The following is a 21,719-nucleotide window of genomic DNA, read 5'->3' on the forward strand; positions in this document are numbered from 1 at the left end:
ATGCCTCGTACGTTCCACAGCAGGCGAGGGCACATAGTCCATATGCTCGCTCCCGCCCAGACAACGGGTTGACCCCAGACCCCCAGGCCGCTAAGGCATACTCCGTGTCACGGAATATCCATAAAGAGGAAGAAGACGTCTCGAGCGATGTGCACAAGCTGCACCAGCTCCTGCTCGCGCTGGGCCGGCGTCGCTCGCTCCGTGACCCCATCGCCAGCACCTGCGAGCAGCTTCAGTTCACCCCGCCACAGGTGCACGCCTTGATGTGGCTCGGCCAGGACGGCGCGCTCACCATGGGCGAGCTGGCCCGGCGGCTGGGCGTCACGGAGAAGACCGTCACGGGTGTCGTGGACCGCCTGGAGCGAGAGGGCCATCTGGTGCGCGAGCGCAGCGCGTCGGACCGCCGCGTCGTCCGCTGCCGCCTCACGCCTGACGGGCAGGCGACCTTCCAGAAGCTCGAGCGCTTCATCTTCCAGGGCATGGCGCAGATGCTCGGCATCCTCGACGCCAGCGACCGCAAGGCCCTCTTCCGCATCCTCGAGAAGCTCCTGCGCCGCTCCGACGCGTCGGCGGCAGCCCCGGGCTCCCGCGAGCGCTCGGCCTGACCTTCGCCACCGCGAGGCCGGTGCCCCACCGACTCGCGGCCGGACAGGAAGTGAACGGAGGTTCATGTCGCCGCGCCGGCTCGGCGTGCGCGACGCTGCCGCCGTGACGAGTCCCCGGGCGACACTCCGCTCGGGGGGCAGGCAGGGAGGCCCGGCCCAAGGCCACGCGTAGATTGGAGGAAGCCATGAAGCGAAGCACACGCACGCTCACGGCGGGTCTGGGGCTGGTCCTCGTGCTGGCGGGCTGCCGCCGAAGCCAGGAGGAGGCTCCCTCCACTCCGCCGCCCTCCGCGACCCAGGAGGCTCCCGCGAGCCCCTCGCCCGGCGCCGGTGGCGAGACTCCCGCTCCCGCCCGGCAGCCGATGCCGCCGGACATGAGCTCCGCGCTCGCGTCCATCGCTCCGCTGGTGGAGTCCGTGAGGGCCGCGGTCGTCAGCGTGGAGGTCCGCTCGGTGGCGCCATCCCACCGCGTGCAGGAGGACTCTCCGTGGGGCGAGGAGGGCGAATCTCCCTTCGGCAACACCCCCTGGGGACCCTTCACGCCGTTCGGCCGAAGGACGCCGCCTCCCGAGGAGATGCCACGCCAGGGGCTCGGCTCGGGCTTCATCATCGATGCGCGCGGGCTGGTGCTCACCAACAACCACGTCGTGGAGGGCGCGACGGAGATTCACGTGCAGCTGCCCGACGGGCGCGAGCTGAATGCGAAGGTGCTGGGCACGGACCCGCTCACGGACGTGGCGCTGCTGCGGCTCCAGCTCCCCCGGGACGCGAAGCCGCTGCCGGTGGTGCGCCTGGGCGACTCGGAGGCGCTGCGCGTGGGCGACTGGGTGGTGGCCATCGGCAACCCCTTCGGGCTGAGCTCCAGCGTCAGCCTGGGCATCGTCTCCGCGAAGGCCCGCGAGATTGGCGCCAGCGCGTACGACGAGTTCCTCCAGACGGACGCCGCCATCAACCCCGGCAACTCCGGCGGCCCGCTCTTCAACATGAAGGGCGAGGTGGTGGGCATCAACACCGCCATCATCGGCGAGGGCTCGGGCATCGGCTTCGCGGTGCCCAGCAACCTCGTGCGCGCGCTGGCGCCGCAGCTCGAGAAGGAGGGCGCCGTCACGCGCGGCTGGATGGGGCTGACGGTGCAGGACCTGACGGCGGACCTGGGCGAGGCGCTCGGCCTGCCGATGCGCAAGGGCGCCATCGTCACCGACGTCTCCGAGGGCACGCCCGCCGCCGAGGCCGGACTCCAGCCGGATGACGTCATCGCCGCCGCGGACGGCAAGCCCATCGACTCGGGACGGGCGCTCACGCGCATGGTGGCGCTGACGCCTCCCGGCACCCCGCTCACCCTCTCCGTCCATCGCGGCGGGAAGAAGCAGGACGTGAAGGTGACGCTGGGCACGCGGCCGGACCTGGAGGGCGTTGCGTCGCGGAACCATCCCCCCGCGCAGGAGCAGCCCGCGCACCAGCGGCTGGGCCTGGGCCTGGCGGACATGGACCCGCGGCTCGCGCGGGCCCACGGACTGCCGCCGGTGGGCGCGCTGGTGACGGACGTGGACGAGGCTTCGGTGGCGGGGAACGCGGGGCTGGCGCCGGGCATGGTGGTGGTGGAGGCCGGCGGCAAGCCGGTGCGCGGCGCGGAGGACCTGATGCGGGTGCTGCGCGAGGCGAAGCCCGGTCAGCACGTGCTGCTGCGCGTGGCGGTGGCCGGCGGCGGGCGCGAGCTGCGCGCGTTCACGGTGCCGGCGGAGTAGCCGCGTCCGCGGGGGCCCGGGCCAGCAGCACGCGCGGGTGCAGCAGCAGGGCGATGGCCTCGCGCACCGTCCAGTAGAGGCGGTCCAGCGCGTGGAGGTTGCGCTCGGTCTCCAGCGCGGGGCTGGTGGCCACGTCCAGGCCGTTGAGGCGGAAGTACTGCCGCGCGCGCAGCAGGTGGTACGGGTCCGAGACCACCACCACGCGCCGCGCGCCCAGCATCCGGAGCAGCTTCGCGGCGAGGCGGGCGTTCTCCTCGGTGGAGTGGCTCTCCTCTTCGAGGACGCACGCTTCCGCCGGCACGCCCAGCCGCGTCGCGAGCGACAGCATCACCCGTGCCTCCGAGGGTGGATTCACGCCGACGCCGCCGGAGAAGACGAGGCGGGGGGCCACGCCGCGCTGGTACAGCTCCACCGCCTTCTCCGTGCGCGCCCGCAGCGCTCCGGACGGCACGCCGCCGGGCAGCACGCGAGCGCCCAGCACCACCACCGCGTCCGCGGACTCCGCGCGCTCGCGCTGGCCGAAGCGGTCCACCACCCACGCGAGGCCGAAGACGCCGCACGTCAGCGCGCCGGCAGTGACGATGAGGAGCCGGCGGATGAACCCGGCCCTGGGGGACAACGAGGAAGGCGGCACCCGCCGAACGGTAGCCGCGCTCCGGCCGGGTGTCGCGAGCGTCGCGGCCCGGAAGGAACGCTCATTCCGCCTGGTCAGCGAGCGGGCGGCCTGGAAGGAGCGCTCATTCCGCCCACCCCACCAGCGCCCAGGCCCAGCTGGAACGTTCATTCCGCTCCGGCGGCGAGCGGGCGCACACACCGGCACGGTGGACGAGCCGGGGCCGGCTGCGCTCCAATCCGCCGCATGATGACCGAGCAAGACGCGGCGAAGGCGCTGTCCGACGCGGAGTTGGTGCCCTGCGCGGAGATGCAGTTGATGGATGCTCGCCGGCTGGTGGAGGCGTGCCTGAGCGCGGACGTCCCGGCCCTCGTCCACCGCGAGGCCTGCGCCAAGGCGGGCTGCACCCCGAAGTTCCAGGTGCTCGTGCGTCCCGAGGACGGCCCCCGCGTCGCCACCCTCCTCCAGCAGCGCTGGCTGGACAGCATCCAGCGCGAGGGCCTGGTGTCCGCGGCAACCCCCATCCACCCCGCAACCACCCAGGACGAGGACGGAGAGCCGCCTTGTCCCGCCTGCGGCACCGCCGCGCCCCTGGTCGAAGGCGCCTGCGCCGACTGCGGTCTCCAGCTCGATTAGCAAGCAAGCTGCAAATTTCCGCTATTACATCTTTCTTCACTTCCGGGATTCGGCGCACAATGAATGGGCCGGAGCACGCCGGGAGCACACCCACGGGCCAGCGTGCTCGGGGCCCGTAGCGGAGGACATTGAATGGAAGTCAAAGGCGTCGCGTTCCTGGCGCGACAGCAGATGATGGTGCAGGCCCACGGCGAGGCGGCCTGGAAGGCCTTCCTCACGGAGTTCGCCAAGAAGGAGCCCTTCTTCGCCAACCCCATCATGCCGGTGACGCGCATGCCGGTGGACGCGTTCCTCCACCTCAACGAAGACCTGCTGACGCGCTTCTACGGCGGCAACAAGGAGGCGTGGTGGCAGTTCGGCGTGAAGTCCGCCGAGTACGCGCTGAGCCAGGGCCAGCTCAAGACGATGTTCAGCCAGGGCGATTTGCGCCGCTTCCTCCTCTTCACCCCGGGCATCTGGAAGGGCTACTTTACCGAGGGCGACCTCAGCGTCCACCCCGGCCAGGGCCACACGGACCTGAGCATCACCAACGTGCCCAAGCCCCATGTGTACTTCGAGCTGTCCGTCATGGGCTTCGCCCACGGCGGCCTGACCTTCCTCGGCGCGAAGAACCTCACCCGCCAGGTCCTCAAGGGCTACACGAAGGGCGACAGGGAAGTGCTGTACCGCTTCAACGTGAGCTGACGCCCGCCGCCGCCCCGCGACACTCCGGGGCGGCTGGCACGCGAGCTCAGGGCGCGGAGCCGGCGACGCTCCCGGCGGGGCGCTCGGCCACCGCAGGAGCCGGCGCCGGATTCAACCGCAGGTCCGCTACCACCGGGTAGTGGTCGGACGCCTCCACGTGCAGCACGCGGCTGGACACCGGCGTGAAGGCATCACACGCCAGCACGTAGTCGATGCGCAGCGCGGGGAGGACGAACGGCATCGGGTACGTGCCGCGCGCGCCACCGGTGGCGGCGACCACGTCGCGCAGCTCCCGCCGCAGCAGGCGGACGGGGCGCGAGTCCGGGTCGTCGTTGAGGTCCCCCAGCAGCAGCTTGGGCCGCGAGTCCTTCGCCATCAGCCGCGCCACCAGCGCGCTCTGCCGCACGCGCGCGTCGCCATTGAAGGGGCGGCGGATGAGATGCGTGAGGTAGAGGCTCACCTCGCGCCCGTCCACCGTCACCACCGCGTGGGCCAGCGTGCGGGGCTCCGCGCCATGAGGTACCGGCAGCGGGTACTGCTCCATCGCCTCCAGCGGGAAGCGCGACAGGAGCGCGATGCCGTAGGCGCCGCCGTACAGGTCCGTGGTGCGGAAGTGCGCGCGGTACAGCAGGCCGGTGAGGTGGGAGAGCTCCGCCACCTGGTCCACCCCGCCCGCGCGCGTGGAGCCGACGTCCACCTCCTGCAGCGCGACGACGTCCGGAGCAGAGGCGCGGATGACGTCCGCCACGCCCTCCAGCCCGCGGAGGCCGGACTGGATGTTGAAGGTCATCACCCGCAGCTCTCCCGTCTTGCGCTGCACGGAAGAGACGGCGGCCTCCGGAGCGCGGAGGCCAGGGCCGGTCGCACACGCGAGCGGCCCCATCAGGAACAGGATGGGAAGGAGTCGGCGGAGGTGCATGCGTGAAGGGCGCGGATGTTAGGCCGCGCTCCCGGACGCTGTCGCCCCACCCCTCCAGGCCCGCTCGTGGAGCGGGCAACCGGCTACGCAATGCGGCGCTCAGGCCCGCCGAAGCAGGTCCTGTCAGAGGGAGCCACCGCCGAAGCCGAGCCATCGGGATTTGGCGCTGCTCCCCCTGAACGGACGCAGCGGCCTAGCGACGGCGGCGCAGGCGGGCGCCCAGCATCAGCAGCGCGGCGCCGAGCAGCGGCGCGCCACCGGCGGCGGAGCAGCCGCCCTCGTCGTCCCCCTCGGCACTGCCGCCGGTGATGGTGATGGTCTTCACGGTCTGCGCGGCGCCGTCGCCCGTCGACTCGCTGTTGAAGTTGGTGGAGTTGCCCGCGCCGAAGAGCTTGATGGAGCTGCCGCTGGCCGGCGCCACCAGGGTGAAGTCGAAGCGCACCGTGCCGTTGGTGAAGGCCTTGGGAGCGGAGTGCGTCAGCTCGCCCTCGGACTTCCTCTGGCCGGAGCCGGCGGTCAGCGTGCCGCTGTCCACCGCCACGTTGAAGCCGCCGCGCTGGGCCGCGCCGCCCGAGATGATGAGCGAGTAGTTGCCGGTGGCGCCCGCCGCCAACGTGTCCGGCCCCTCCAGCGTCACCGTGGGGATGTTGGTGCCCGTGTGGCAGGTGGAGCTCATGCACGTATTACCGGCCTGCTTGCCGCTGGCGCCCGTTTGACCGGCGGCGGACGCGAACGCGGAGCCGGAGACGAGGCACGCCGCCATGGTGCCAACAATCCAGAGAGACGAACGAGACGACCGCATGAAGCCTCCTGAAGGCGAACGACTGGGAAGGAGGCCCTTCATACCGCGACGCGGCAACTGTTCCCAGCAACACTCAACGCACACCGGCCCGCATCAGCAGTGCACAGGCCTCGTCACGCAGCTGTGAAAGCGTGTGCCGCGTGCTTCCACCGGCATTTTCCAGCCCCGCCACCAGCGACAGCAGCCCGTGCGCCACCGTCCACGCGACGTTGGCCAGCCGGCGCGGCTGGAAGCCCGGGGCGAGCCGGCCCGCGCGCGCGTCCGCCTGGAGCCGCGCCTCCAGCGCATCGTTGAGCCGCGCGCTCAGGGCGTACACCCGCTCGCGCTGCGCGTCGGACTGGCGGCCCAACAACTGCGGCCAGAGGTACACGACGCGGAAGGAGTCCAGGTCCTCGGCGTACAGGTCCACCTTGGCCCGCACCAGCGCGGAGAGCGCCTCCACACCGCTGTCCGCGGAGGCCACCGCCGCCTCCAGCACCTCCACCTCGCGGGCCAGCCCCTCCACGGCCAGCTCGCCGACGAGCTCCTCCTTGGAACGGAAGTAGTAGAAGAGCGACGGCTTGCTCAGGTCCGCCTCCTGGGCCACCGCGTCCAGCGTCAGCCCGGAGACGCCCTCGCGCACCAGCACCGCGCGCGCGGCGGTGAGGATGGCCTTGCGCCGTCCCTCCTGACGCCGGGCCTTGCGCGCCTCGCGCTCGTCCGCGCCGGACGCGGGCGCCTCCGCGCGGGGCTGCACGCGGCGGCGCACGGCCGGGGACTTCTTCCCTCCTCCGCTAGAGCCGGGCGAAGCCATCCACCAGCGCCTTCTTACCGCCCTGCTCCACCACGTCGCCGTGGCACACCACCACCCGCTCCACGTCCCACGCGAGCACCTTCTCCAGCGACGCGCGCACCGCCGCCTTGTCCTTCATGAGGGCCCGCGCCGTCAGCGTGGTCGCCAGCCGCTGCCAGCCGCCGCTGAGCTTCAGGTAGGCGCGCAGGAGCCACGAGTCCGTCCTGTGGAAATTGAAGGCCAGGTCGGTGACGAGCGCTGTGCGGCTGGGGCGGTGAAAGAAGAGCACCTCGTCCACCCTCGGCATGCCCCGGACGAAGGCCTGGTCGATGACGCCCGCCCAACCCGCGTCCGGCGCGTCGCCCAACTCCAGGTCGATGCGCAGGTCCGGCCGCTTGCGCCTGAGCTTCGGGGGCGCCGCCACCTTCGCGTCCGGGTACGCCGCCGCCCAGTCCTGGACGGACAGGTGGTGCAGGAGGTTGGGCGCCACCAGGAAGCGCACCGGGCCCAGCGCGTCCACCGCGGCACGGACCTCGGGGCTGAAGCGGACGGGCGAGTGAACCCACAGTCCGCCGTCAGGCAGGCGAACCACCGTCATCCGGCCTCCCACCTCGAGGCCTCCCATCCGGAAAGGCACGGTGAGCACGTGGACGTCCTCGGCCACGGGGCGAAGCATGGCGACCTCCTGGCTGCGACTTTCAACCTTCGTTCCGTATTTTGACCTTTGGTCGAAAAATCCGCAACCCAATCCATGGGACAGGGAACGACTGGGGCGACGGGGCCGTTGATTTCCGGGGGGGCCCGTCGTAGGCAACCGTCCTCTTTCAACGACTCAAGAAGGGTGCTCCGCACATGGCCGAGAAGCTCACGCCCCGCGAGAAGGGCTTTTCCGAGTGGTACGTCGACCTGGTCCAGAAGGCGAAGCTCGCCGACTACTCGGACGTGAAGGGCTGCATGGTCATCCGGCCCAACGGCTACGCCATCTGGGAGAACATGCAGCGTGTCCTGGACAAGATGTTCAAGGACCTGGGCCACAAGAACGCCTACTTCCCGCTGCTCATCCCCGAGAGCTACCTGAAGAAGGAAGCCGAGCACGTCGAGGGCTTCAACCCGCAGCTGGCCGTCGTCACCCACGCGGGCGGCGCCAAGCTGGAGGAGCCCTACGTCATCCGGCCCACCAGTGAGACCATCATCAACCGCTCCTTCTCCAAGTGGATTCAGAGCTACCGGGACCTCCCGCTGCTCCTGAACCAGTGGGCGAACGTGATGCGCTGGGAGATGCGCACGCGCCTGTTCCTGCGCACCACCGAGTTCCTCTGGCAGGAGGGCCACACCTGCCACGAGACGGAGGAGGACGCGGAGAAGGAGACGCTCCAGATGCTGGAGGTCTACCGGACGTTCGCCGAGGACTACATGGCGATGCCGGTGCTGCCGGGGCGCAAGTCGGAGTCGGAGCGGTTCGCCGGCGCGCTGCGCACGTACAGCATCGAGGCGATGATGCAGGACAAGAAGGCGCTGCAGGCGGGCACCAGCCACAACCTGGGGCAGAACTTCGCCAAGGCCTTCGACACCCAGTTCCAGGGCCGCGACGGCAAGCAGCACCACGTCTGGCAGACGTCGTGGGGCGTGTCCACGCGCCTCATCGGCGGCCTCATCATGACGCACTCGGATGACAACGGCCTGATTGTCCCGCCGAAGCTGGCGTCCAACCACGTGGTCATCATCCCCATCTTCGGCAAGGCCTCGGACGCGGAGAAGGCGCAGGTGCTGGAGAAGAGCCACGCGCTGGCCGCGGACCTGCGCAAGGCCGGCCTGGGCGTGACGGTGGACGACGACGAGTCGAAGGGCCCGGGCTTCAAGTACTTCGAGCACGAGCTCGTCGGCACGTGCGTGCGCATCGAGATTGGCCCCAAGGACCTGGCCAAGGACTCGTGCGTCATGGTGCGCCGCGACCTCAAGCAGAAGGAGTTCGTCGCGCTGGGCGAGGCCGTCTCCAAGGCGCAGGCCATGCTGGACGCCATGCAGAAGGACCTCTTCAACAAGGCCAAGGCCTTCCGCGACGCCAACACCTTCGAGGTCAACTCCTACGAGGAGATGAAGGAGAAGGCGGACGCGGGCTTCCTGCTCGCGCACTGGAACCTGGACCCGAAGGTGGAGGCGCGCATCAAGGAGGAGACGGGCCTCACCACGCGCTGCCGGCCCTTCGCCCTCAAGCAGGAGCCGGGCAAGTGCATCGTCACCGGCGAGCCCTCGCCGGGCCGCATCGTGTTCTCCAAGGCGTACTGAGCTGACGCCGGAGCGAACGCCCGGATGCGGCCCGGGCGCACTGAGCAGCACGTGAGCTGAAGGAAGACAGAGGGCCGCGGGGATTGCCTCCGCGGCCCTTCGTCATTTCCGCGCCGTGGCGCCGTGCGCGCTCAGGGCTTGAACGGCGCCTGGCGCTCGAACTCGCGGCTGGGGACGCCCACCACCGAGTAGGCCGGCGACTGGAGCGGCGGCATGCGCCGGAGGATGCCGCGGTGGAAGGCGCGGTAGCCGGCTTGGAACTTGCCGCCGTTGTAGACGCGCAGCAGGTTGGCGGTGAACAGGCCGTTGAAGGTGCCGTCACTGGAGAGCTGGTTGTCCTGGCAGCCGGAGACGAGCAGCACCGTGGCCTTCATCGTCGCGCGCGGGTCCTCCTTCGGCAGCTCCTTCATGATGGCGTCGTACATGGCGCGGTTGTTGCGGTAGGTGCGCAGGGCGATGACCTCCGGCATGTTCTTGAAGCGCCGCTCCTCCCCCTGCACTTCCTGGACGGTGTCCGACAGCATGGCCAGGTTGCCGCTGCTGCGCAGCGCCGCATAGGCCGTCCGGCTCACCGAGCCGCTGTGACAACTGTCGGAGAGCATGAACACGCGCACGCCCGGACGGAGCTTGGAGAGCGCGGTGTAGATTTCGTCGTCGATGAGCTCTCCGTCATAGAGCACCCACGTCTCGTCCCGAGCATCCGCCTCGTCGCCGTTGGCGTCCGGAACCTGGCCGCCGTGCCCCGAGTACGTCAGCAGGAACAAGTCATTGGGTTGCAGCACGCGGGCCGCTTCCTCGAACTCCTTCAGCACACGAGCGCGCGTCGCCTCCTTCGTGAGCAGCTTCGTCACCTTGCTGTAGTTCAGCCCCCGGGCGATGGCCTCCATGTCGTCCGCGTCCGCCTCGCAGGCCAGAAGTGCTCCGTCCCAACCCGCATAGTGCTTGGGGTCCACCGAGTTGAGGCCGATGTTCAGCGCATATCCCTGAGCCATGAGTCACACTCCTCCCTTGTTGTGCGGGTGGAGCGTGGGCTCGGGCCATGTGACACGGCGGAGCGGCGGCCGAGCGGGCCGGCGCTCACTTCGCGGCGAGCAGGCCCTGCTTGCGAGGGGCGAAGGTGGTCACGGGCTCCGACTTGCCCGCGACGGGCAGGGGCGTGGCCGGCTCGAAGTCGAAGTCCGGCTGGCACTGCCGCATCGTCGCTCCGGACACGAGCATGGGGACGCCCACCTTCTTGGTGAGTCCCTCGATGCGGCTCGCGAGATTCACTGCGTCGCCAATCACCGTGTACTCGCGGCGCTGCTCGCTGCCCACGTCTCCCACGACGACGCGCCCGGTGTGGATGCCGATACCGATGCGCAGAGGCTCCTCGCCCCGCGCGGCGCGCCTGGCGTTGAGCGCATCCAACTCCTCCAGCATGCGGAGCCCACACGCGACGGCGGCCCGCGGGTGCCCCGGCAGGTCGAGCGGCGCGCCGAAGTACGCGAGGATGCCGTCGCCGATGAACTTGTCGAGCGTGCCCCCGTGGCGGAACACCACGTCCACCATGCGCGAGAGGTACTCGTTGAGCAGCGCCACCACCTCCGGGCTGTCCATGCGCTCGGACATGGAGGTGAAGCCGCGGATGTCGGAGAAGAGGAGCGTCACCTCGCGGTGCTCGCCGCCGCCGGACTCGGCGCCGCGCTCGGCAATCTGGCGGGCCACTTCCGGGGAGAAGTAGCGGCCCAGCCGCTCGCGCTGCATCTCCTCCTGCGCCACCTGCATCACGAGCCCCAACACCTGCCGGCCGATGAAGACGGCCGCCAGCGCGGCGAGCGCGACGACCAGCACCATGCCGTAGAGGAAGAACTGCCGGGGAATGTCCGCGGCGAGCGCCAGGGCCGCCTCCAGGACGATGGCCATCGCAGCGGCCGCGGCCACGCTGGCACGCGACAGCGTCACCAGCGCCACGACGACCACCAGGGTGATGTACACGCCCAGCGCCAGCAGGGCGATGGTGGCCTGATTGACGGCGACCTGATTGGCGATGGCCGGATTGTCGGCGGCCTGGGTCCCCAGCTCACGGATGGCCAACCCCTGGAGGATGAAGACAGCCGGCATGTCCACGAAGGCGAGCAGCAGCGCCGACCGACTGAGGAGGGCGGGGAAGAGGCGTGCCGCGAGCCACACCGCGAAGGCCACGCCCACGTAGGTTCCCAGCGCCCACAAGGGCACCTGCCAATCATCCGTCCAGGCCGCGAGCAGCCAGCACGCCACGCCCGTGAAGCGGACGCGGTTGAGCCACTCGCCCACTTGCGCGCGCCAGCCGTCCAGGCGCTGGCGCAGGGTATCCTCGACATGGGAGCGCTTCTGCATGGGGCCGCAACGCTAGCCCACGCGCCAAGGCCTCTCCAGACACGGGCCGGCGGGCCCGGGTGGGCTATCCTTCCGGTGCATGGCAAGCATCGGTCACGTGGCGGTGGGCATGGCGCTGGGGCGGTACGAGGCGGGCGGCGCGTCCGCGTGGAGGCAGGCGGGCGCCATGGCGCTGCTCGCCCTGCTCGCGCTGCTGCCGGACGCGGACGTGGTGGGCTTCAAGTTCGGCGTGGCCTACGCGGCGCCGTGGGGACACCGGGGCGCGTCGCACTCGCTGGTGTTCGCCACGGGGGTGGCGCTCGTCGCGATGGGGGTTGCTCGGGCCCTGCGTGCTCCGGTGGCGCGCTGGGGTGTGCTCACGTTCCTCGCGGTGGCGAGCCATGGGCTGCTGGACGCGCTCACCGATGGTGGCCTGGGCGCGGCGCTGCTGTGGCCGTTCTCGAATGAGCGCTTCTTCGCGCCGGTGCATCCACTGCCGGTGTCGCCCATCGGCGCGCGCATGCTGTCCGCGCGCGGTATGTACGTCGTCGGAGTGGAGCTGCTCGCCTTCATCCCCTTCTGGGCCTACGCGCTGTGGCCGCGCGGGCGCCGACTGGAGTCCTGAGCCATGCGCCTGTTCACCGCCGTCACGCTGGGAAGCACGATTGAGTCGCGCGCCACCGCGGAGCTGGAGCGGCTGCGCGCGCTGGCGCCGCATGCCCGTTGGGTGAAGGCGGAGGGCGTGCACCTCACGCTGGTGTTCCTGGGCGAGGTGGAGGAGGCGCGGCTGCCGTCCCTGCGCGAGGCGCTGGAGCCCGTGGGCCCGCGACACGCGCCCTTCGTGCTGTCCGTGGGCGGAGGAGGCAGCTTCGGCTCGCCCGCGCGTCCGCGCGTGCTCTGGGCGGACGTGCGCGGGGCGACGGATGCACTGAAGGCCTTGCAGGCGGACACCGCCGCCGCGCTGCAGCCGCTGGGCTTCGAGCCCGAGCACCGCGAGTACACCGCGCACCTCACGCTGGCGCGCTCGAAGGACCCGCGTGGGGACCCGGCCCTCGCTCGGTGCGCGCAGGCACTGCATGAGGCGAGCTTCGGTGAAGGTCGCGTGGACCGGCTCATCCTCTTCGAGAGCCGGGGCGGACACTACCACCCGCGGTTGGAAGTGCCGCTCACGCGAGCGCCCACCCGTCCGGGTGGCATCGGGTCTGCACAATGACGAGGGAGGCGCGGGCAAGCGCCTGAAAGGATTCGAACGATGCGGTGGAGTGTCCTTGTCGCGGTGTGGCTCGGAGCACACGGTGCGGTCGCGGCACCTCGGCTGGAGACGTCCTTGCGCACGGGCGATATCGTCCTGCACACCTCGCGCTCACGTCAGTCGGAGGCCATCCGCGCGGCGACGGAGAGCCCGTTCTCGCATGTCGGCATGGTGGAGGTGACGCCCCAGGGTGCGTGGGTGGTGGAGGCCGTGCAGCCCGTCCAGCGCGTGCCCTTCGCGAAGTGGAAGGCGCGCGGCGTGAAGGGCCACATCCTGGTGCTGCGGCCGAAGGACCTGAGCGACGCGCAGCGGCAGCAGGCGGTGGACGCGGCGAAGGTGCACCTGGGCAAGCCGTACGACTGGAAGTTCGGCTGGGACGACGAGGCGATGTACTGCTCGGAGCTGGTGCGCAAGGCGTACGCCCAGGGCGCGGGTGTGGAGTACGGGAAGATGGAGCGCCTGGGCTCGCTCAAGGTGCAGGGCCTGGAGAAGGCGATGCGTGAACGCTATGGGGTGAAGGTTCCGCTGGACCTGGAGCTGGTGACGCCCGCCAGCCTGGCCGCCGATGAGAAACTGGAGGTGGTGCACTCGGATTTCCCCTCGGTGCGATAAGCAGGCGTGTTCCGGCCTGGACATCTCGCGCCTGAGACTGAAGGGCGAGGGCTCTGGAATTGCGGGAGGGCACGGCTAGGATGTGCACCATGCGACGCGTCCTGCTGATTCTTCCCCTCCTCGCGCTTGCTGGCTGCAAGGAAGAGAAAACTCCCCAAGGTGGCGTGAAGGTCACCGTCACCTATGAAGGCTTCAAGCCCGGCTGCATGCACGTCATCGCGCGCGACGTGGCCAGCGGGACGGAAATCACCCAGGAGGTCAAGGACACGGTCACCCCCGACGACGGCACGCTCGTGGTCGCGGTGCTCCCACCGGACAACTGGGGCACCGCGATGCAGGTGGAAGCGCGAGCCTTTGAGCGAGTCTGCGGCGTCCAACAGGTCGCGACCGACTCGCTGGAAGTCGTGATGACACGAGGCCAGTCGGCCACTGCGTCTCTGTCGCTGAAGGCAACGGACGCGGATAAGGACGGTTACGTCGCCAGGCTCTCGGGCGGCACGGACTGCAATGACACGACCGGCGGGGCCAACATCCATCCGGGCGCGGAAGAGTTGTGCAACGACGTGGACGACAACTGCGACGGCGAGTTGGACCCAAAGACGTTCCAGTTGGGAGCGGCGTGCACCGCCTCCGGCTGCAGCGGCACAAATGCCTGTGGCAGCGATGGCAAGGCCTTCTGCCAGACGCCCACCGTCTTCCAGGCGTATCGGGACGCGGACAACGATGGGTACGCGGACAAGAGCGCGACCGCGAAGACCTTCTGCGGCACCGTGGACCCCGGCTATATCGTCACCACCACGCCCGACGACTGCGATGACACCCCCGTCACGGGCGCCAGCGTGCATCCCGGGGCCACGGAGCTCTGCGACACCCGGGACAACAACTGCAACGACCAGACCGACGAGGGCATCGCGGGGCGTGGTGACTCGTGCACCATTTCAGCGACCCAATGTAACGGCACCCAGCAGTGCACCGTCGGGAGCGGGTTGACGTGCATCGCGACGCAGGCCGCGATGAAGTGGTACCCGGACGCGGACGAAGACGGCTATGGCCCGAACTCAGGGGAGAGGGAGTCCTGCGTGCAGCCCCCCACTTTCGTCAATCAGGGCGGCGACTGCGATGATGGCAACCCCTACATCAACCCCGGCGAGACCGAGGTTTGCGATGGGCTCGACAACGACTGCAAGTCCCCATCCGACGATGCGGCCGTGTGCCCGGGGGGTGGACCGAAATGGGTTGCTACACAAGACGTAGGCTCGTCGACCCAGGTCTGGCATTCGGTCTCAACCTGGACGCCAGGAGGCGTGTGGTTCGTCGGCGACAACAACCGCCGCGCGTTCATGAAGCCGACAGAAACGGCGTTCACCGTGACGACGAATGGGTGCGGTAGTTCGACGACTGCCTGGTATTCCGTCTGGGCCGACCCCACCAACGGTCGTGCCTATATGGGCTCCGCAGGTGGCCGGTTGGCGACACAGGACCCGTCCGCCAATCCTGGCTGCACCGAGGTCGCGAACGCTGATGGTTACTCCGTCCAAGGCATCATGGGCGTGAGGAACAACAACGTGCTCGAGTTCTACGGAGCAAGCGACGAGAGCAGCGCGGCAGATTTCGGCGCTGCATTCCGCTGGGACGGAACCAGCAGCACGGTGACCTTCAACCCCAATACCGTGCTCCCCCTCTATGACGTCCACGCGGTGGCCCCGGACCGGGTCTTCGCGGTCGGGGGTAGTAACTCGGGCACCTTCGTGGGACCGCGTGTCAACTGGTTCAACAATGTGTCGGGGGGGTGGGACTCGATGGAGGTGGAGACGAAGGTCACGGGGCTGTTGCGCCTCAATGGAGTCTGGCTGGTAAACAGGCAACTGATGTTCGTCGTAGGTGATGACGGCGCCGCCCTGCGGTGGGACGGCTCGACCTGGACCAAGCTGAACTTCCCCAACAACGACGACCTGACTTCCGTGATCGCCTTCGGCATGAACTCGGCCTACGCCACCTCGCTCCAAGGCAACATCTACCGATTCAATGGCATGAACTGGACGCGAATTGGCGATCTCGGGAGCGTCCAGCTCCACGACATCGCGGGCACCAGTCCCGCGGACCTCTGGGTGGCCGGCAACAAGGGCAACATCATCCACTGGCCCCAGTGATGGAGCTCAGCGCACCCGCCGCGCCACCACGAAGCGGCGGGTGAAGAGGTACGGCGTACCCCGCTCCTGCTTCGGGTAGGCCTGACGCAGCAGGGGCTTCAGCGTGTCGAGGAAGCCCCTGCCCTCCTCCGGCTCCAGTGCCGCCAGCACGGGCCGGAGCGTGGTGCCCATCAGCCACTGGAGCACCGCGTCCTCGCCCGGCAGCACGTGCAGGTACGCCGTCTCCCACGCGTCCACCGCCAGCCCCAGGCCGGACAGCAGCGCCTCGTAGGTGGCCAGCGTCTCCGCGTGCCCCCGGCGCACCGACTCCAACTTCTGAGCGAAGCGCGGCAGGGCTCGCACGTCGTCGATGAGGCGGTGTGAGGGCGCCTCGAAGTTGGCCGGCACCTGGAAGGCCAGCACTCCTTCCGGCGCAAGCTTCGCCACCAACTGCTTCAAGAGCGCATCATGGTCCGGCACCCAGTGCAGCGCCGCGTTCGACACGAGCACATCCAGCGGCGCGGGAGGCTGCCAGCCCGCGAGGTCCGCCACCTCGAAGCTCAGTGACTCCGGCGGCGGGCGGCGGCGCGCCTCCTCCACCATCGCATCCGACGAGTCCACGCCGTACACGCGCGCGTCCTTCCACCGCCCGGCCAGGACTCGCGTGAGGTCCCCCGTGCCGCAGCCCAGGTCGGCCACGTACCTGGGCGCGTCCACGTCCACGCGCATCAGCAATTCGAAGAAGGGGCGCTTCCGCTCGTCACGGAAGTGCGAGTACTGCGACGGATCCCACATGGCGACCACCTCCTGGCGGTGCGGCGGGCACCGCGCGCCAGGAGGTGTAACGCGAGCGCCTGCTCAGCGCTTCACCCTCAGCACCTGGAAGCCTCGGCCGGACGTGCCGAAGCCGCGCACGTTGTCCATCCGCACCACCACGTCTCCCGAGGGCAGCACGCCCCACACGCCCGCCTGCGCGAAGGCGGTGCTGCTCAGTCGCTCGTAGCGCAGGGCCTCGCGCCAGGTGACTCCGTCCGGGCTGGTGAAGAGGCGCGCGTAGATGTCACCCGGCGCCTGGACGTCTCCGGCGCTCGCCCAGCCCGTGCCCATGGCCCAGCCACCTCCGGGCAGCGGCATGAAGGAGTACGCGGGACCGGGTAATCGCAGCAGCGCGTCCACGCGGCCGCTCGGGAAGAGGCGCAGCAGCTTCGGGTACTCGGGCGCGTAGAGCGTGGACTGGCCCAGCAGCAACGAGCCGTCGGACTGCACCGCGCCCGCCACTCCGTTGGCCGCGTACCCGTTGAAGATGCTCGTCCAGTTGCGCCCACCATCCGTGGAGCGGAGCACCGCCGTCTGCGCGCTGCTGCTGCCCATCGTGGCCCACAGCGCCCCCGTCGTCGCGTCCACGAAGAGCGAGTAGCCATGCCGGTGCGCCGTCAACGTGGAGCGCACCGTCCACGTGGCCCCGCCGTCGGTGCTGGCCCACAGACGTATCGGCGTGTTGGACGAGGTGAAGGTCTGGTACTCGAGGAAGAACCAGGTGCTCCCCAGCTCCGCGAAGCTGTGCGGGCCGAAGGCCCGATAGTTCCCGAGGCTCACCGCGTTGCCCCACGTGCGCCCGCCGTCCGTGGAGCGCTGGAGCTGGTAGACGCCGCTGCGACTCGCCACCGCGAGCAACGTGCCGCTCTTCATCGCGGCCATCACCCAGAGGTTGCCGCCGTTCTGCCCGCGCGCCGTGAAGGTGCGGCCACCGTCCGTGCTCGCCAGCAGGTTCGAGCGGCTCCCGTCGAGCGCCAGCGCGTACACCGTGCCCGCACCGTCCACCGCGAGCACCTCGTGCGTGGTGTTCGTGTACACGGGCTCCAGCGTGATGGGGCCTGACGTGCCACCGTCCGGCAGCGGCGTGCCGCCGTCCGTGGTGGTGCCTCCGTCAGTGCTGGTTCCGCCATCCGCGCTGGTGCCACCGTCAGTGCCTGGAGTGCCGCCATCCGTGCTGGTTCCACCGTCGGTTCCGGTGCCGCCGTCCGTGCTCGTGCCACCGTCAGCGCCAGTGCCACCGTCCGTGCTCGTGCCACCGTCGGAGCCGGGCGTGCCTCCGTCCGTGCCTGAGCCCCCATCCGGCGGCGGCGTCCCTCCGTCCGTCCCACCATCCGGCGGCGGCTGCGGCGTGACAGAGAGCGCCACGCGCGACACCGTGCCCCAGTTGCTCGCATCGGGCGCTTCGCCGAAGAGGCACGGCACCTCGGAGCTCTCCGCGGGCAGCACATCCACCGCGTTGAGATACCCCTTGAACGTCTCGTCCCCGTCGAGCGTCACCGCGCTTCCGAAGCTTCCATCGCGCAGCACGCGCACGCGCAATTCGTAGTGCTCGTTGAGCACGCGCACGCGGTTGTAGAAGGCATACAGCGTGCCGCCGATGCGCGTGGTGGCCGCCTGCATGGCCCAGTCCGACGTGCCCTCCACGAGGATGCGCGGGCCGAAGGACGTGCCGTCGAAGTGCCGGTAGTAGAGCTTCTCCGTCTCGTCCTTGTAGACGAGGTCGATGCCGCCCTTCCCATCCTCCACCGCGCTCAGCGCGGCCCCGTGGTAGATGCCGTCGGAGAACGCGTCGCGCACCGGCCCCCACGTGCCCAGCGGGTCCGAGTCATTGCGGATGCGCATGCGCGTGGGCTCGAAGCCGTCGTGCATGGCGTAGAAGAAGACGAGCTTGTTGCCCACGCTCAGCAGCCGCCCGCCGCCCCGGTGCTTCACCCACCCGAGGTCCGGCTGCCGCGTGAAGGTGGCGCCGCCGTCCGTGGACACCGTCACCACCGCGGTGGTGCTGCCATCCGACTCCAGCCGGAAGGCCTGCACCCAGAACCGTCCCTTCGAGTCGCGCGCCAGGAGCGCTCGCGAGTAGCCGGTGGTGTCGTCCGGCGAATCCAACACGCGCACCGCCGGCTGCGGCGCCCACGTGTCAGAGCCGGACTGGTAGCGCCACCACTGGAAGTACACGTCATGCCGCCGCGATGGCGACAGCTTCGGGTCCTCGTACGAGTACACGAGGGCCACGTCCCGCCCCACCGCGAGCAGCTCCGCGCGGTCCGGGTGCGTCGAGTCGGACTGGATGTCCGCCACGCGCCGCACGGTGCGAAGCGCGTCCTCGGAGCGGTAGAGCACCAGCCCCTTGCCGTCCCTTCCTCCCTGCTGAATGGCCACCAACCACGTGGCGGGACGCCCTGAACCTGTCTCGATGCGAACAATGTGGCGCTGTGCCGGGAGCGTGAGGGCATTGCCCCCGCTCACCGGAACCAGCGACGTCCCACCCGCCGCGAGCACCGCGGCGAGCAGGGCACCAGCCAGCCCCGTCATTCCTTTTCCCCTCCCGTCAACTCCCCGGAGGGAAGCTAGGACCGGGGCACAGGAGCGGAAACCGGGTCGGGACAACCACATGGCCCCATCCGAGGAGCCCGCCAGCCTGCCTGCCGCCCGGCCCGCGCTCCCTCGGGAGTGCATGGCTCACTGGGGAGTGGCTGACACCTACGCGCCTTCACGGGAGCGACTCGGACCCGCACGACCCCGTGAAGGAGTGCGTCTGGCGAAACGAACTGCTTCGCGCGGAGCTCCGGCCCACGCTCCCCACCGAGGAGCGTGCCCGGAAGAACTGTCCTGCGTCGCGCAGCGGCTCCATCCAGCCCGCGCTGTCTCGTCGAAGAGAAGCGGGTCAGGAGGAACGACCTACTCCGCGCAACGGCTCCGGCCCACGCTCCTCCACGATGAGGAGCGTGCCCGGAAGAAGCGTCCTACTTCGCGCGACGGCGGCGGGTGCCGGCGTCCGGAGCGGCGGTGCCCGCATCCGTGGCGGTCTCCGTGCCCGTGCCGCTGTCGACGGCCGGGCCCGCGTCGGCCGTGCCGGCGTCCGCGCCCGCTGCACCCGCGCGCTGCACCGGCGGGGGCGGGTTCACCAGCGCCAGCGAGCCGAGGAACTCGTCCGAGCCCGGCGCGCCGATGCTCGGGTTGTAGAGGACGAGCATGGTGTAGAGGCGCGGGCCCACCAGGTAGTTGCGCGCCTTCACCTCGCCGTTGGGCGAGGACACCGTGTAGGCCTTGCCGGGGTAGCCGTCGATGGTGATTTCCTGCTCGTTGCTGACGGTGCCCTTGAGCTGGTTGGTGAGACCGTCACGGCCCTCGTTGAGGAAGGCCTCCGCGGGACGCGCGGCGACGACCTTCTCCGGGTAGTCCGCCGTGCTCACGGAGAAGATGACGCCCTCCGGCGTCTGGAGCGAGTACGCGGCCGTGGCCACCTCGCCCGCCGGAATGGTGACCTTCTGACGCTGCGCCTTCGGCTCGCCGGGCATCTTCACCGAGAAGCCCTCTTCCGCGTTCACCGTGGTGAGCTGCGGGCCGGCGGCAGCGGGAGCTTCCCCGCCAGCGGCCTCGCCGCCCTCGTTGGGCAGCTCCTCAATCGTGGAGGTGGCTTCCTTGTTGTCGGTCTTCTGCTGACCGGCGCACGCGGCGGCAATCAGCGCGAAGGTGGCAACGGCTGCGAGGAGACGTGACAACGAGGGCATGGGCACTCTTCCTAATTGAGGTTGAACGCAGTGCGTCGTTGATGGACGCTAGACGAATTGCTTGCCTGCTGACTACCCGAACTTCGGGGGCTTGCCAGTTTCATTGCGACTTCTACGTCCGGGGAGCGTCAGCGAGAGGACGTAACGGCTGGCCCGTCCTCCCGGTCTACTCGCCGAGGTACGCGCGGCGGACCTCGGGGCTGTCGAGGAGCGCCTTGCCCGGCCCCGCCATCACCACCTCGCCCGTCTCCAGCACGTAGCCATAGTGCGCCGAGTTGAGCGCGAGGTGGGCATTCTGCTCCACCAGCAACACACTCACACCTGTAGCATTCACCTCGCGCAGCGTGCGGAAGATGGTCTCCGTCACCTGCGGCGCGAGCCCCAGCGAGGGTTCATCCAACAGCAGGAGCTGCGGCCGGCTCAAGAGCGCGCGGGCGATGGCCAGCATCTGCTGCTCGCCGCCGGAGAGCGTGCCCGCGAGCTGCTTGCGGCGCTCCTTCAGCACCGGGAAGAGCGTGAAGCCCTTCTCCAGGTCCTGCTGGATGCCGTCCGCGTCCTTGCGCAGGTACGCGCCCAGCTCCAGGTTCTCCAGCACGGTGAGGTTGGGGAACACGCCCCGCCCTTCCGGCGCGTGCGCCATGCCGCGCGGCACCAACTGGTGCGCCTTGAGGGACGTGGTGTCCTTGCCGTCGAGAGAAATCCGCCCCGCGCTGGGCTTGAGCATGCCGCTCACCGCGCGCAGGGTGCTCGTCTTGCCCGCGCCGTTGGCGCCGATGAGGGCCACCACCTCGCCCTTGCCCACCGTGAGCGAGACGCCCTTGAGCGCCTGGATGGCGCCGTAGTGCACCTTGATGCCATCCACGGACAGAAGCGGCGGGAAGGCCCGGCGCTCACCCAGCGTCTTGACCTGTGCCTCGCTCACGCCGCCCCTCCGTGGCTCTCCAGGTAGCTGTCGCCCAGGTACGCCTCGATGACCTTCCTGTCGCTGCGCACCTGCGCCGGCGCGCCCCGGGCAATCGTCTCGCCGTGGTCCAGCACCGTAATCTGCTCGCAGATGCCCATGACCAGCTTCATGTCGTGCTCGATGACGAGCACGCCGAGCTGGAAGTCGTCGCGCAGCTTGCGGATGAGCACCATCAGGTCCGCCTTCTCGCGCGTGTTCATGCCGGCCGCGGGCTCGTCCAGCAGCAGCACCCGGGGCTTCGTGCCCAACGCGCGCGCAATCTCCAGGCGGCGCTGCTCACCGTAGGGCAGGTTGCGCGCCTCCTCGTCGCGACGGTGCGACAGGCCCATGACCTCCAGCAGGTGCTCCGCCTGCCGCGTCAACTCCCGCTCCTCGTTCTGGAAGTGCGGGGTGAGCAGCAGCGCGCGCCACCAGTCGCGGTAGTTGGTGAGCGCGTTGCTCAGCTTGGAGCCCATGCCCGAGTCGTGCGGGTGCAGCGCGCCCTGCGCCCGGCAGGCCACCTTCACGTTGTCCAGCGCGCTGAGCGCGCGGAACAGGCGGATGTTCTGGAAGGTGCGCGCCAGGCCCAGGTGGTTGATTTGATGCGGCTTGCGGCCATTCACGCGCTGCCCCGCCACGCGCACCTCGCCGCGGGTGGGCTGGTACACGCCGGTGAGCACGTTGAACGCGGTGGACTTGCCCGCGCCGTTGGGACCGATGAGGCCCAGCAAATCTCCCTGGCGGATGGTGAGGGAGAAGTCCGTCAGCGCCTTGAGGCCGCCGAACTGGATGCTCACCCCGTCCGCCTGGAGCAGCGGGGGCCGGGTGTCCTGACTCGTC

21 protein-coding genes and 1 pseudogene are annotated in these 21,719 nt (G+C 69.8%); 9 read left to right on the forward strand and 13 right to left on the reverse strand.

The genetic code is table 11. The features are described 5' to 3' along the window. Window positions 1-104: 104 nt before the first annotated feature. Together ACVTJA_RS46540 and ACVTJA_RS46545 are read left to right on the forward strand one after the other, a co-directional pair. Window positions 105-605 (forward strand): MarR family winged helix-turn-helix transcriptional regulator, encoded by a 501-nt coding sequence (locus ACVTJA_RS46540; protein ID WP_465830566.1) that lies wholly within the window; start codon window positions 105-107, stop codon window positions 603-605. A 185-nt stretch (window positions 606-790) separates the two neighbouring features. After that, window positions 791-2,350: a Do family serine endopeptidase gene (locus ACVTJA_RS46545; protein WP_465830568.1), complete on the forward strand. Its 1,560-nt coding sequence runs from the start codon at window positions 791-793 to the stop codon at window positions 2,348-2,350. Here ACVTJA_RS46545 and ACVTJA_RS46550 read toward each other — a convergent pair. Further along, window positions 2,331-2,984, reverse strand: a complete 654-nt coding sequence (locus ACVTJA_RS46550; RefSeq protein ID WP_465830570.1) for a YdcF family protein — start codon at window positions 2,982-2,984, stop codon at window positions 2,331-2,333. The two genes, ACVTJA_RS46545 and ACVTJA_RS46550, sit on opposite strands and share 20 nt — an antisense overlap. A gap of 225 nt (window positions 2,985-3,209) precedes the next feature. Between ACVTJA_RS46550 and ACVTJA_RS46555 the strand changes: the two genes are divergently transcribed. Both ACVTJA_RS46555 and ACVTJA_RS46560 read left to right on the forward strand, forming a co-directional pair. Further along, a complete protein-coding gene (locus ACVTJA_RS46555; RefSeq protein ID WP_465830572.1) occupies window positions 3,210-3,599 on the forward strand; it encodes a hypothetical protein in 390 nt (129 codons plus the stop codon). 132 nt (window positions 3,600-3,731) lie between these two features. Next, window positions 3,732-4,283, forward strand: coding sequence for a hypothetical protein (locus tag ACVTJA_RS46560; RefSeq protein WP_465830574.1), 552 nt, complete (start codon window positions 3,732-3,734; stop codon window positions 4,281-4,283). A gap of 46 nt (window positions 4,284-4,329) precedes the next feature. Here ACVTJA_RS46560 and ACVTJA_RS46565 read toward each other — a convergent pair whose 3' ends face one another. From ACVTJA_RS46565 to ACVTJA_RS46580, 4 genes are all read right to left on the reverse strand, one after another. Continuing rightward, window positions 4,330-5,103 carry an endonuclease/exonuclease/phosphatase family protein gene (locus ACVTJA_RS46565; RefSeq protein ID WP_465830576.1) on the reverse strand — a complete coding sequence of 258 codons (774 nt, stop codon included), beginning with the start codon at window positions 5,101-5,103 and terminating at the stop codon, window positions 4,330-4,332. Between the two features lie 292 nt (window positions 5,104-5,395). Then, window positions 5,396-6,004 (reverse strand): MXAN_6652 family MXYO-CTERM-anchored protein, encoded by a 609-nt coding sequence (locus tag ACVTJA_RS46570; RefSeq protein WP_465830577.1) that lies wholly within the window; start codon window positions 6,002-6,004, stop codon window positions 5,396-5,398. A gap of 73 nt (window positions 6,005-6,077) precedes the next feature. After that, the gene (locus ACVTJA_RS46575; protein ID WP_465830579.1) at window positions 6,078-6,752 is read right to left on the reverse strand and encodes a TetR/AcrR family transcriptional regulator; all 675 of its coding nucleotides are present in this window, start codon (window positions 6,750-6,752) and stop codon (window positions 6,078-6,080) included. A gap of 25 nt (window positions 6,753-6,777) precedes the next feature. Then, window positions 6,778-7,452, reverse strand: a complete 675-nt coding sequence (locus tag ACVTJA_RS46580; protein ID WP_465830581.1) for a DUF4336 domain-containing protein — start codon at window positions 7,450-7,452, stop codon at window positions 6,778-6,780. 176 nt (window positions 7,453-7,628) lie between these two features. Between ACVTJA_RS46580 and proS the strand changes: the two genes are divergently transcribed. Further along, window positions 7,629-9,062 (forward strand): proline--tRNA ligase, encoded by a 1,434-nt coding sequence (gene proS, locus ACVTJA_RS46585; RefSeq protein WP_465830582.1) that lies wholly within the window; start codon window positions 7,629-7,631, stop codon window positions 9,060-9,062. Window positions 9,063-9,193: 131 nt separating this feature from the next. Here the strand turns inward: proS and ACVTJA_RS46590 are convergent, their stop codons facing one another. Continuing rightward, complete coding sequence (locus ACVTJA_RS46590; RefSeq protein ID WP_465830584.1) at window positions 9,194-10,054, reverse strand: caspase family protein; 861 nt, start codon at window positions 10,052-10,054, stop codon at window positions 9,194-9,196. Window positions 10,055-10,139: 85 nt separating this feature from the next. Then, the gene (locus ACVTJA_RS46595) at window positions 10,140-11,417 is read right to left on the reverse strand and encodes an adenylate/guanylate cyclase domain-containing protein (protein WP_465830586.1); all 1,278 of its coding nucleotides are present in this window, start codon (window positions 11,415-11,417) and stop codon (window positions 10,140-10,142) included. Window positions 11,418-11,496: 79 nt separating this feature from the next. Here ACVTJA_RS46595 and ACVTJA_RS46600 point away from each other — a divergent pair, with 79 nt between their 5' ends. The 4 genes from ACVTJA_RS46600 (at window position 11,497) to ACVTJA_RS46615 (ending at window position 15,410) form a co-directional block, all read left to right on the forward strand. After that, window positions 11,497-12,021 (forward strand): metal-dependent hydrolase, encoded by a 525-nt coding sequence (locus tag ACVTJA_RS46600; RefSeq protein ID WP_465830588.1) that lies wholly within the window; start codon window positions 11,497-11,499, stop codon window positions 12,019-12,021. 3 nt (window positions 12,022-12,024) lie between these two features. Next, window positions 12,025-12,609 (forward strand): RNA 2',3'-cyclic phosphodiesterase, encoded by a 585-nt coding sequence (gene thpR, locus ACVTJA_RS46605; RefSeq protein WP_465830590.1) that lies wholly within the window; start codon window positions 12,025-12,027, stop codon window positions 12,607-12,609. A gap of 39 nt (window positions 12,610-12,648) precedes the next feature. Beyond that, window positions 12,649-13,260: a YiiX family permuted papain-like enzyme gene (locus ACVTJA_RS46610; RefSeq protein WP_465830591.1), complete on the forward strand. Its 612-nt coding sequence runs from the start codon at window positions 12,649-12,651 to the stop codon at window positions 13,258-13,260. 89 nt (window positions 13,261-13,349) lie between these two features. Further along, window positions 13,350-15,410 (forward strand): MopE-related protein, encoded by a 2,061-nt coding sequence (locus ACVTJA_RS46615; protein WP_465830593.1) that lies wholly within the window; start codon window positions 13,350-13,352, stop codon window positions 15,408-15,410. A 6-nt stretch (window positions 15,411-15,416) separates the two neighbouring features. On the opposite strand, the gene ACVTJA_RS46620 is transcribed toward ACVTJA_RS46615, so the two are convergent. The 6 genes and pseudogenes from ACVTJA_RS46620 to ACVTJA_RS46645 form a co-directional block, all read right to left on the reverse strand. Continuing rightward, window positions 15,417-16,184 carry a methyltransferase domain-containing protein gene (locus ACVTJA_RS46620; protein ID WP_465830595.1) on the reverse strand — a complete coding sequence of 256 codons (768 nt, stop codon included), beginning with the start codon at window positions 16,182-16,184 and terminating at the stop codon, window positions 15,417-15,419. A gap of 63 nt (window positions 16,185-16,247) precedes the next feature. Continuing rightward, entirely contained in the window at window positions 16,248-18,737 is a 2,490-nt protein-coding gene (locus tag ACVTJA_RS46625; protein ID WP_465830597.1) for a sialidase family protein, read from the reverse strand. 431 nt (window positions 18,738-19,168) lie between these two features. Next, entirely contained in the window at window positions 19,169-19,936 is a 768-nt protein-coding gene (locus ACVTJA_RS46630; RefSeq protein WP_465830599.1) for a hypothetical protein, read from the reverse strand. Window positions 19,937-20,102: 166 nt separating this feature from the next. Then, window positions 20,103-20,858, reverse strand: coding sequence for an ABC transporter ATP-binding protein (locus tag ACVTJA_RS46635; RefSeq protein ID WP_465830601.1), 756 nt, complete (start codon window positions 20,856-20,858; stop codon window positions 20,103-20,105). After that, the gene (locus tag ACVTJA_RS46640) at window positions 20,855-21,100 is read right to left on the reverse strand and encodes an ABC transporter ATP-binding protein C-terminal domain-containing protein (protein ID WP_465840684.1); all 246 of its coding nucleotides are present in this window, start codon (window positions 21,098-21,100) and stop codon (window positions 20,855-20,857) included. The genes ACVTJA_RS46635 and ACVTJA_RS46640 overlap by 4 nt, the downstream gene beginning before the upstream one ends. Before the next feature lie 66 nt (window positions 21,101-21,166). Further along, a pseudogene (locus ACVTJA_RS46645) lies at window positions 21,167-21,634 on the reverse strand (ATP-binding cassette domain-containing protein); the annotation flags it as partial. Between the last annotated feature and the right edge of the window lie 85 nt (window positions 21,635-21,719).

The sequence above is a fragment of the Pyxidicoccus sp. M6 genome, from assembly GCF_055568925.1.

What these genes read in the sequence shown, in the direction of transcription:
- thpR (WP_465830590.1), top strand. Translation starts at nt 12,025, where the DNA reads ATGCGCCTGTTCACCGCCGTCACGCTGGGAAGCACGATTGAGTCGCGC.
- proS (WP_465830582.1), top strand. Translation starts at nt 7,629, where the DNA reads ATGGCCGAGAAGCTCACGCCCCGCGAGAAGGGCTTTTCCGAGTGGTAC.
- ACVTJA_RS46615 (WP_465830593.1), top strand. Translation starts at nt 13,350, where the DNA reads ATGCGACGCGTCCTGCTGATTCTTCCCCTCCTCGCGCTTGCTGGCTGC.
- ACVTJA_RS46630 (WP_465830599.1), bottom strand. Translation starts at nt 19,936, where the DNA reads ATGCCCTCGTTGTCACGTCTCCTCGCAGCCGTTGCCACCTTCGCGCTG.
- ACVTJA_RS46640 (WP_465840684.1), bottom strand. Translation starts at nt 21,100, where the DNA reads ATGAACACGCGCGAGAAGGCGGACCTGATGGTGCTCATCCGCAAGCTG.
- ACVTJA_RS46610 (WP_465830591.1), top strand. Translation starts at nt 12,649, where the DNA reads ATGCGGTGGAGTGTCCTTGTCGCGGTGTGGCTCGGAGCACACGGTGCG.
- ACVTJA_RS46600 (WP_465830588.1), top strand. Translation starts at nt 11,497, where the DNA reads ATGGCAAGCATCGGTCACGTGGCGGTGGGCATGGCGCTGGGGCGGTAC.
- ACVTJA_RS46590 (WP_465830584.1), bottom strand. Translation starts at nt 10,054, where the DNA reads ATGGCTCAGGGATATGCGCTGAACATCGGCCTCAACTCGGTGGACCCC.
- ACVTJA_RS46555 (WP_465830572.1), top strand. Translation starts at nt 3,210, where the DNA reads ATGATGACCGAGCAAGACGCGGCGAAGGCGCTGTCCGACGCGGAGTTG.
- ACVTJA_RS46545 (WP_465830568.1), top strand. Translation starts at nt 791, where the DNA reads ATGAAGCGAAGCACACGCACGCTCACGGCGGGTCTGGGGCTGGTCCTC.
- ACVTJA_RS46560 (WP_465830574.1), top strand. Translation starts at nt 3,732, where the DNA reads ATGGAAGTCAAAGGCGTCGCGTTCCTGGCGCGACAGCAGATGATGGTG.
- ACVTJA_RS46595 (WP_465830586.1), bottom strand. Translation starts at nt 11,417, where the DNA reads ATGCAGAAGCGCTCCCATGTCGAGGATACCCTGCGCCAGCGCCTGGAC.
- ACVTJA_RS46625 (WP_465830597.1), bottom strand. Translation starts at nt 18,737, where the DNA reads ATGACGGGGCTGGCTGGTGCCCTGCTCGCCGCGGTGCTCGCGGCGGGT.
- ACVTJA_RS46620 (WP_465830595.1), bottom strand. Translation starts at nt 16,184, where the DNA reads ATGTGGGATCCGTCGCAGTACTCGCACTTCCGTGACGAGCGGAAGCGC.
- ACVTJA_RS46570 (WP_465830577.1), bottom strand. Translation starts at nt 6,004, where the DNA reads ATGCGGTCGTCTCGTTCGTCTCTCTGGATTGTTGGCACCATGGCGGCG.
- ACVTJA_RS46580 (WP_465830581.1), bottom strand. Translation starts at nt 7,452, where the DNA reads ATGCTTCGCCCCGTGGCCGAGGACGTCCACGTGCTCACCGTGCCTTTC.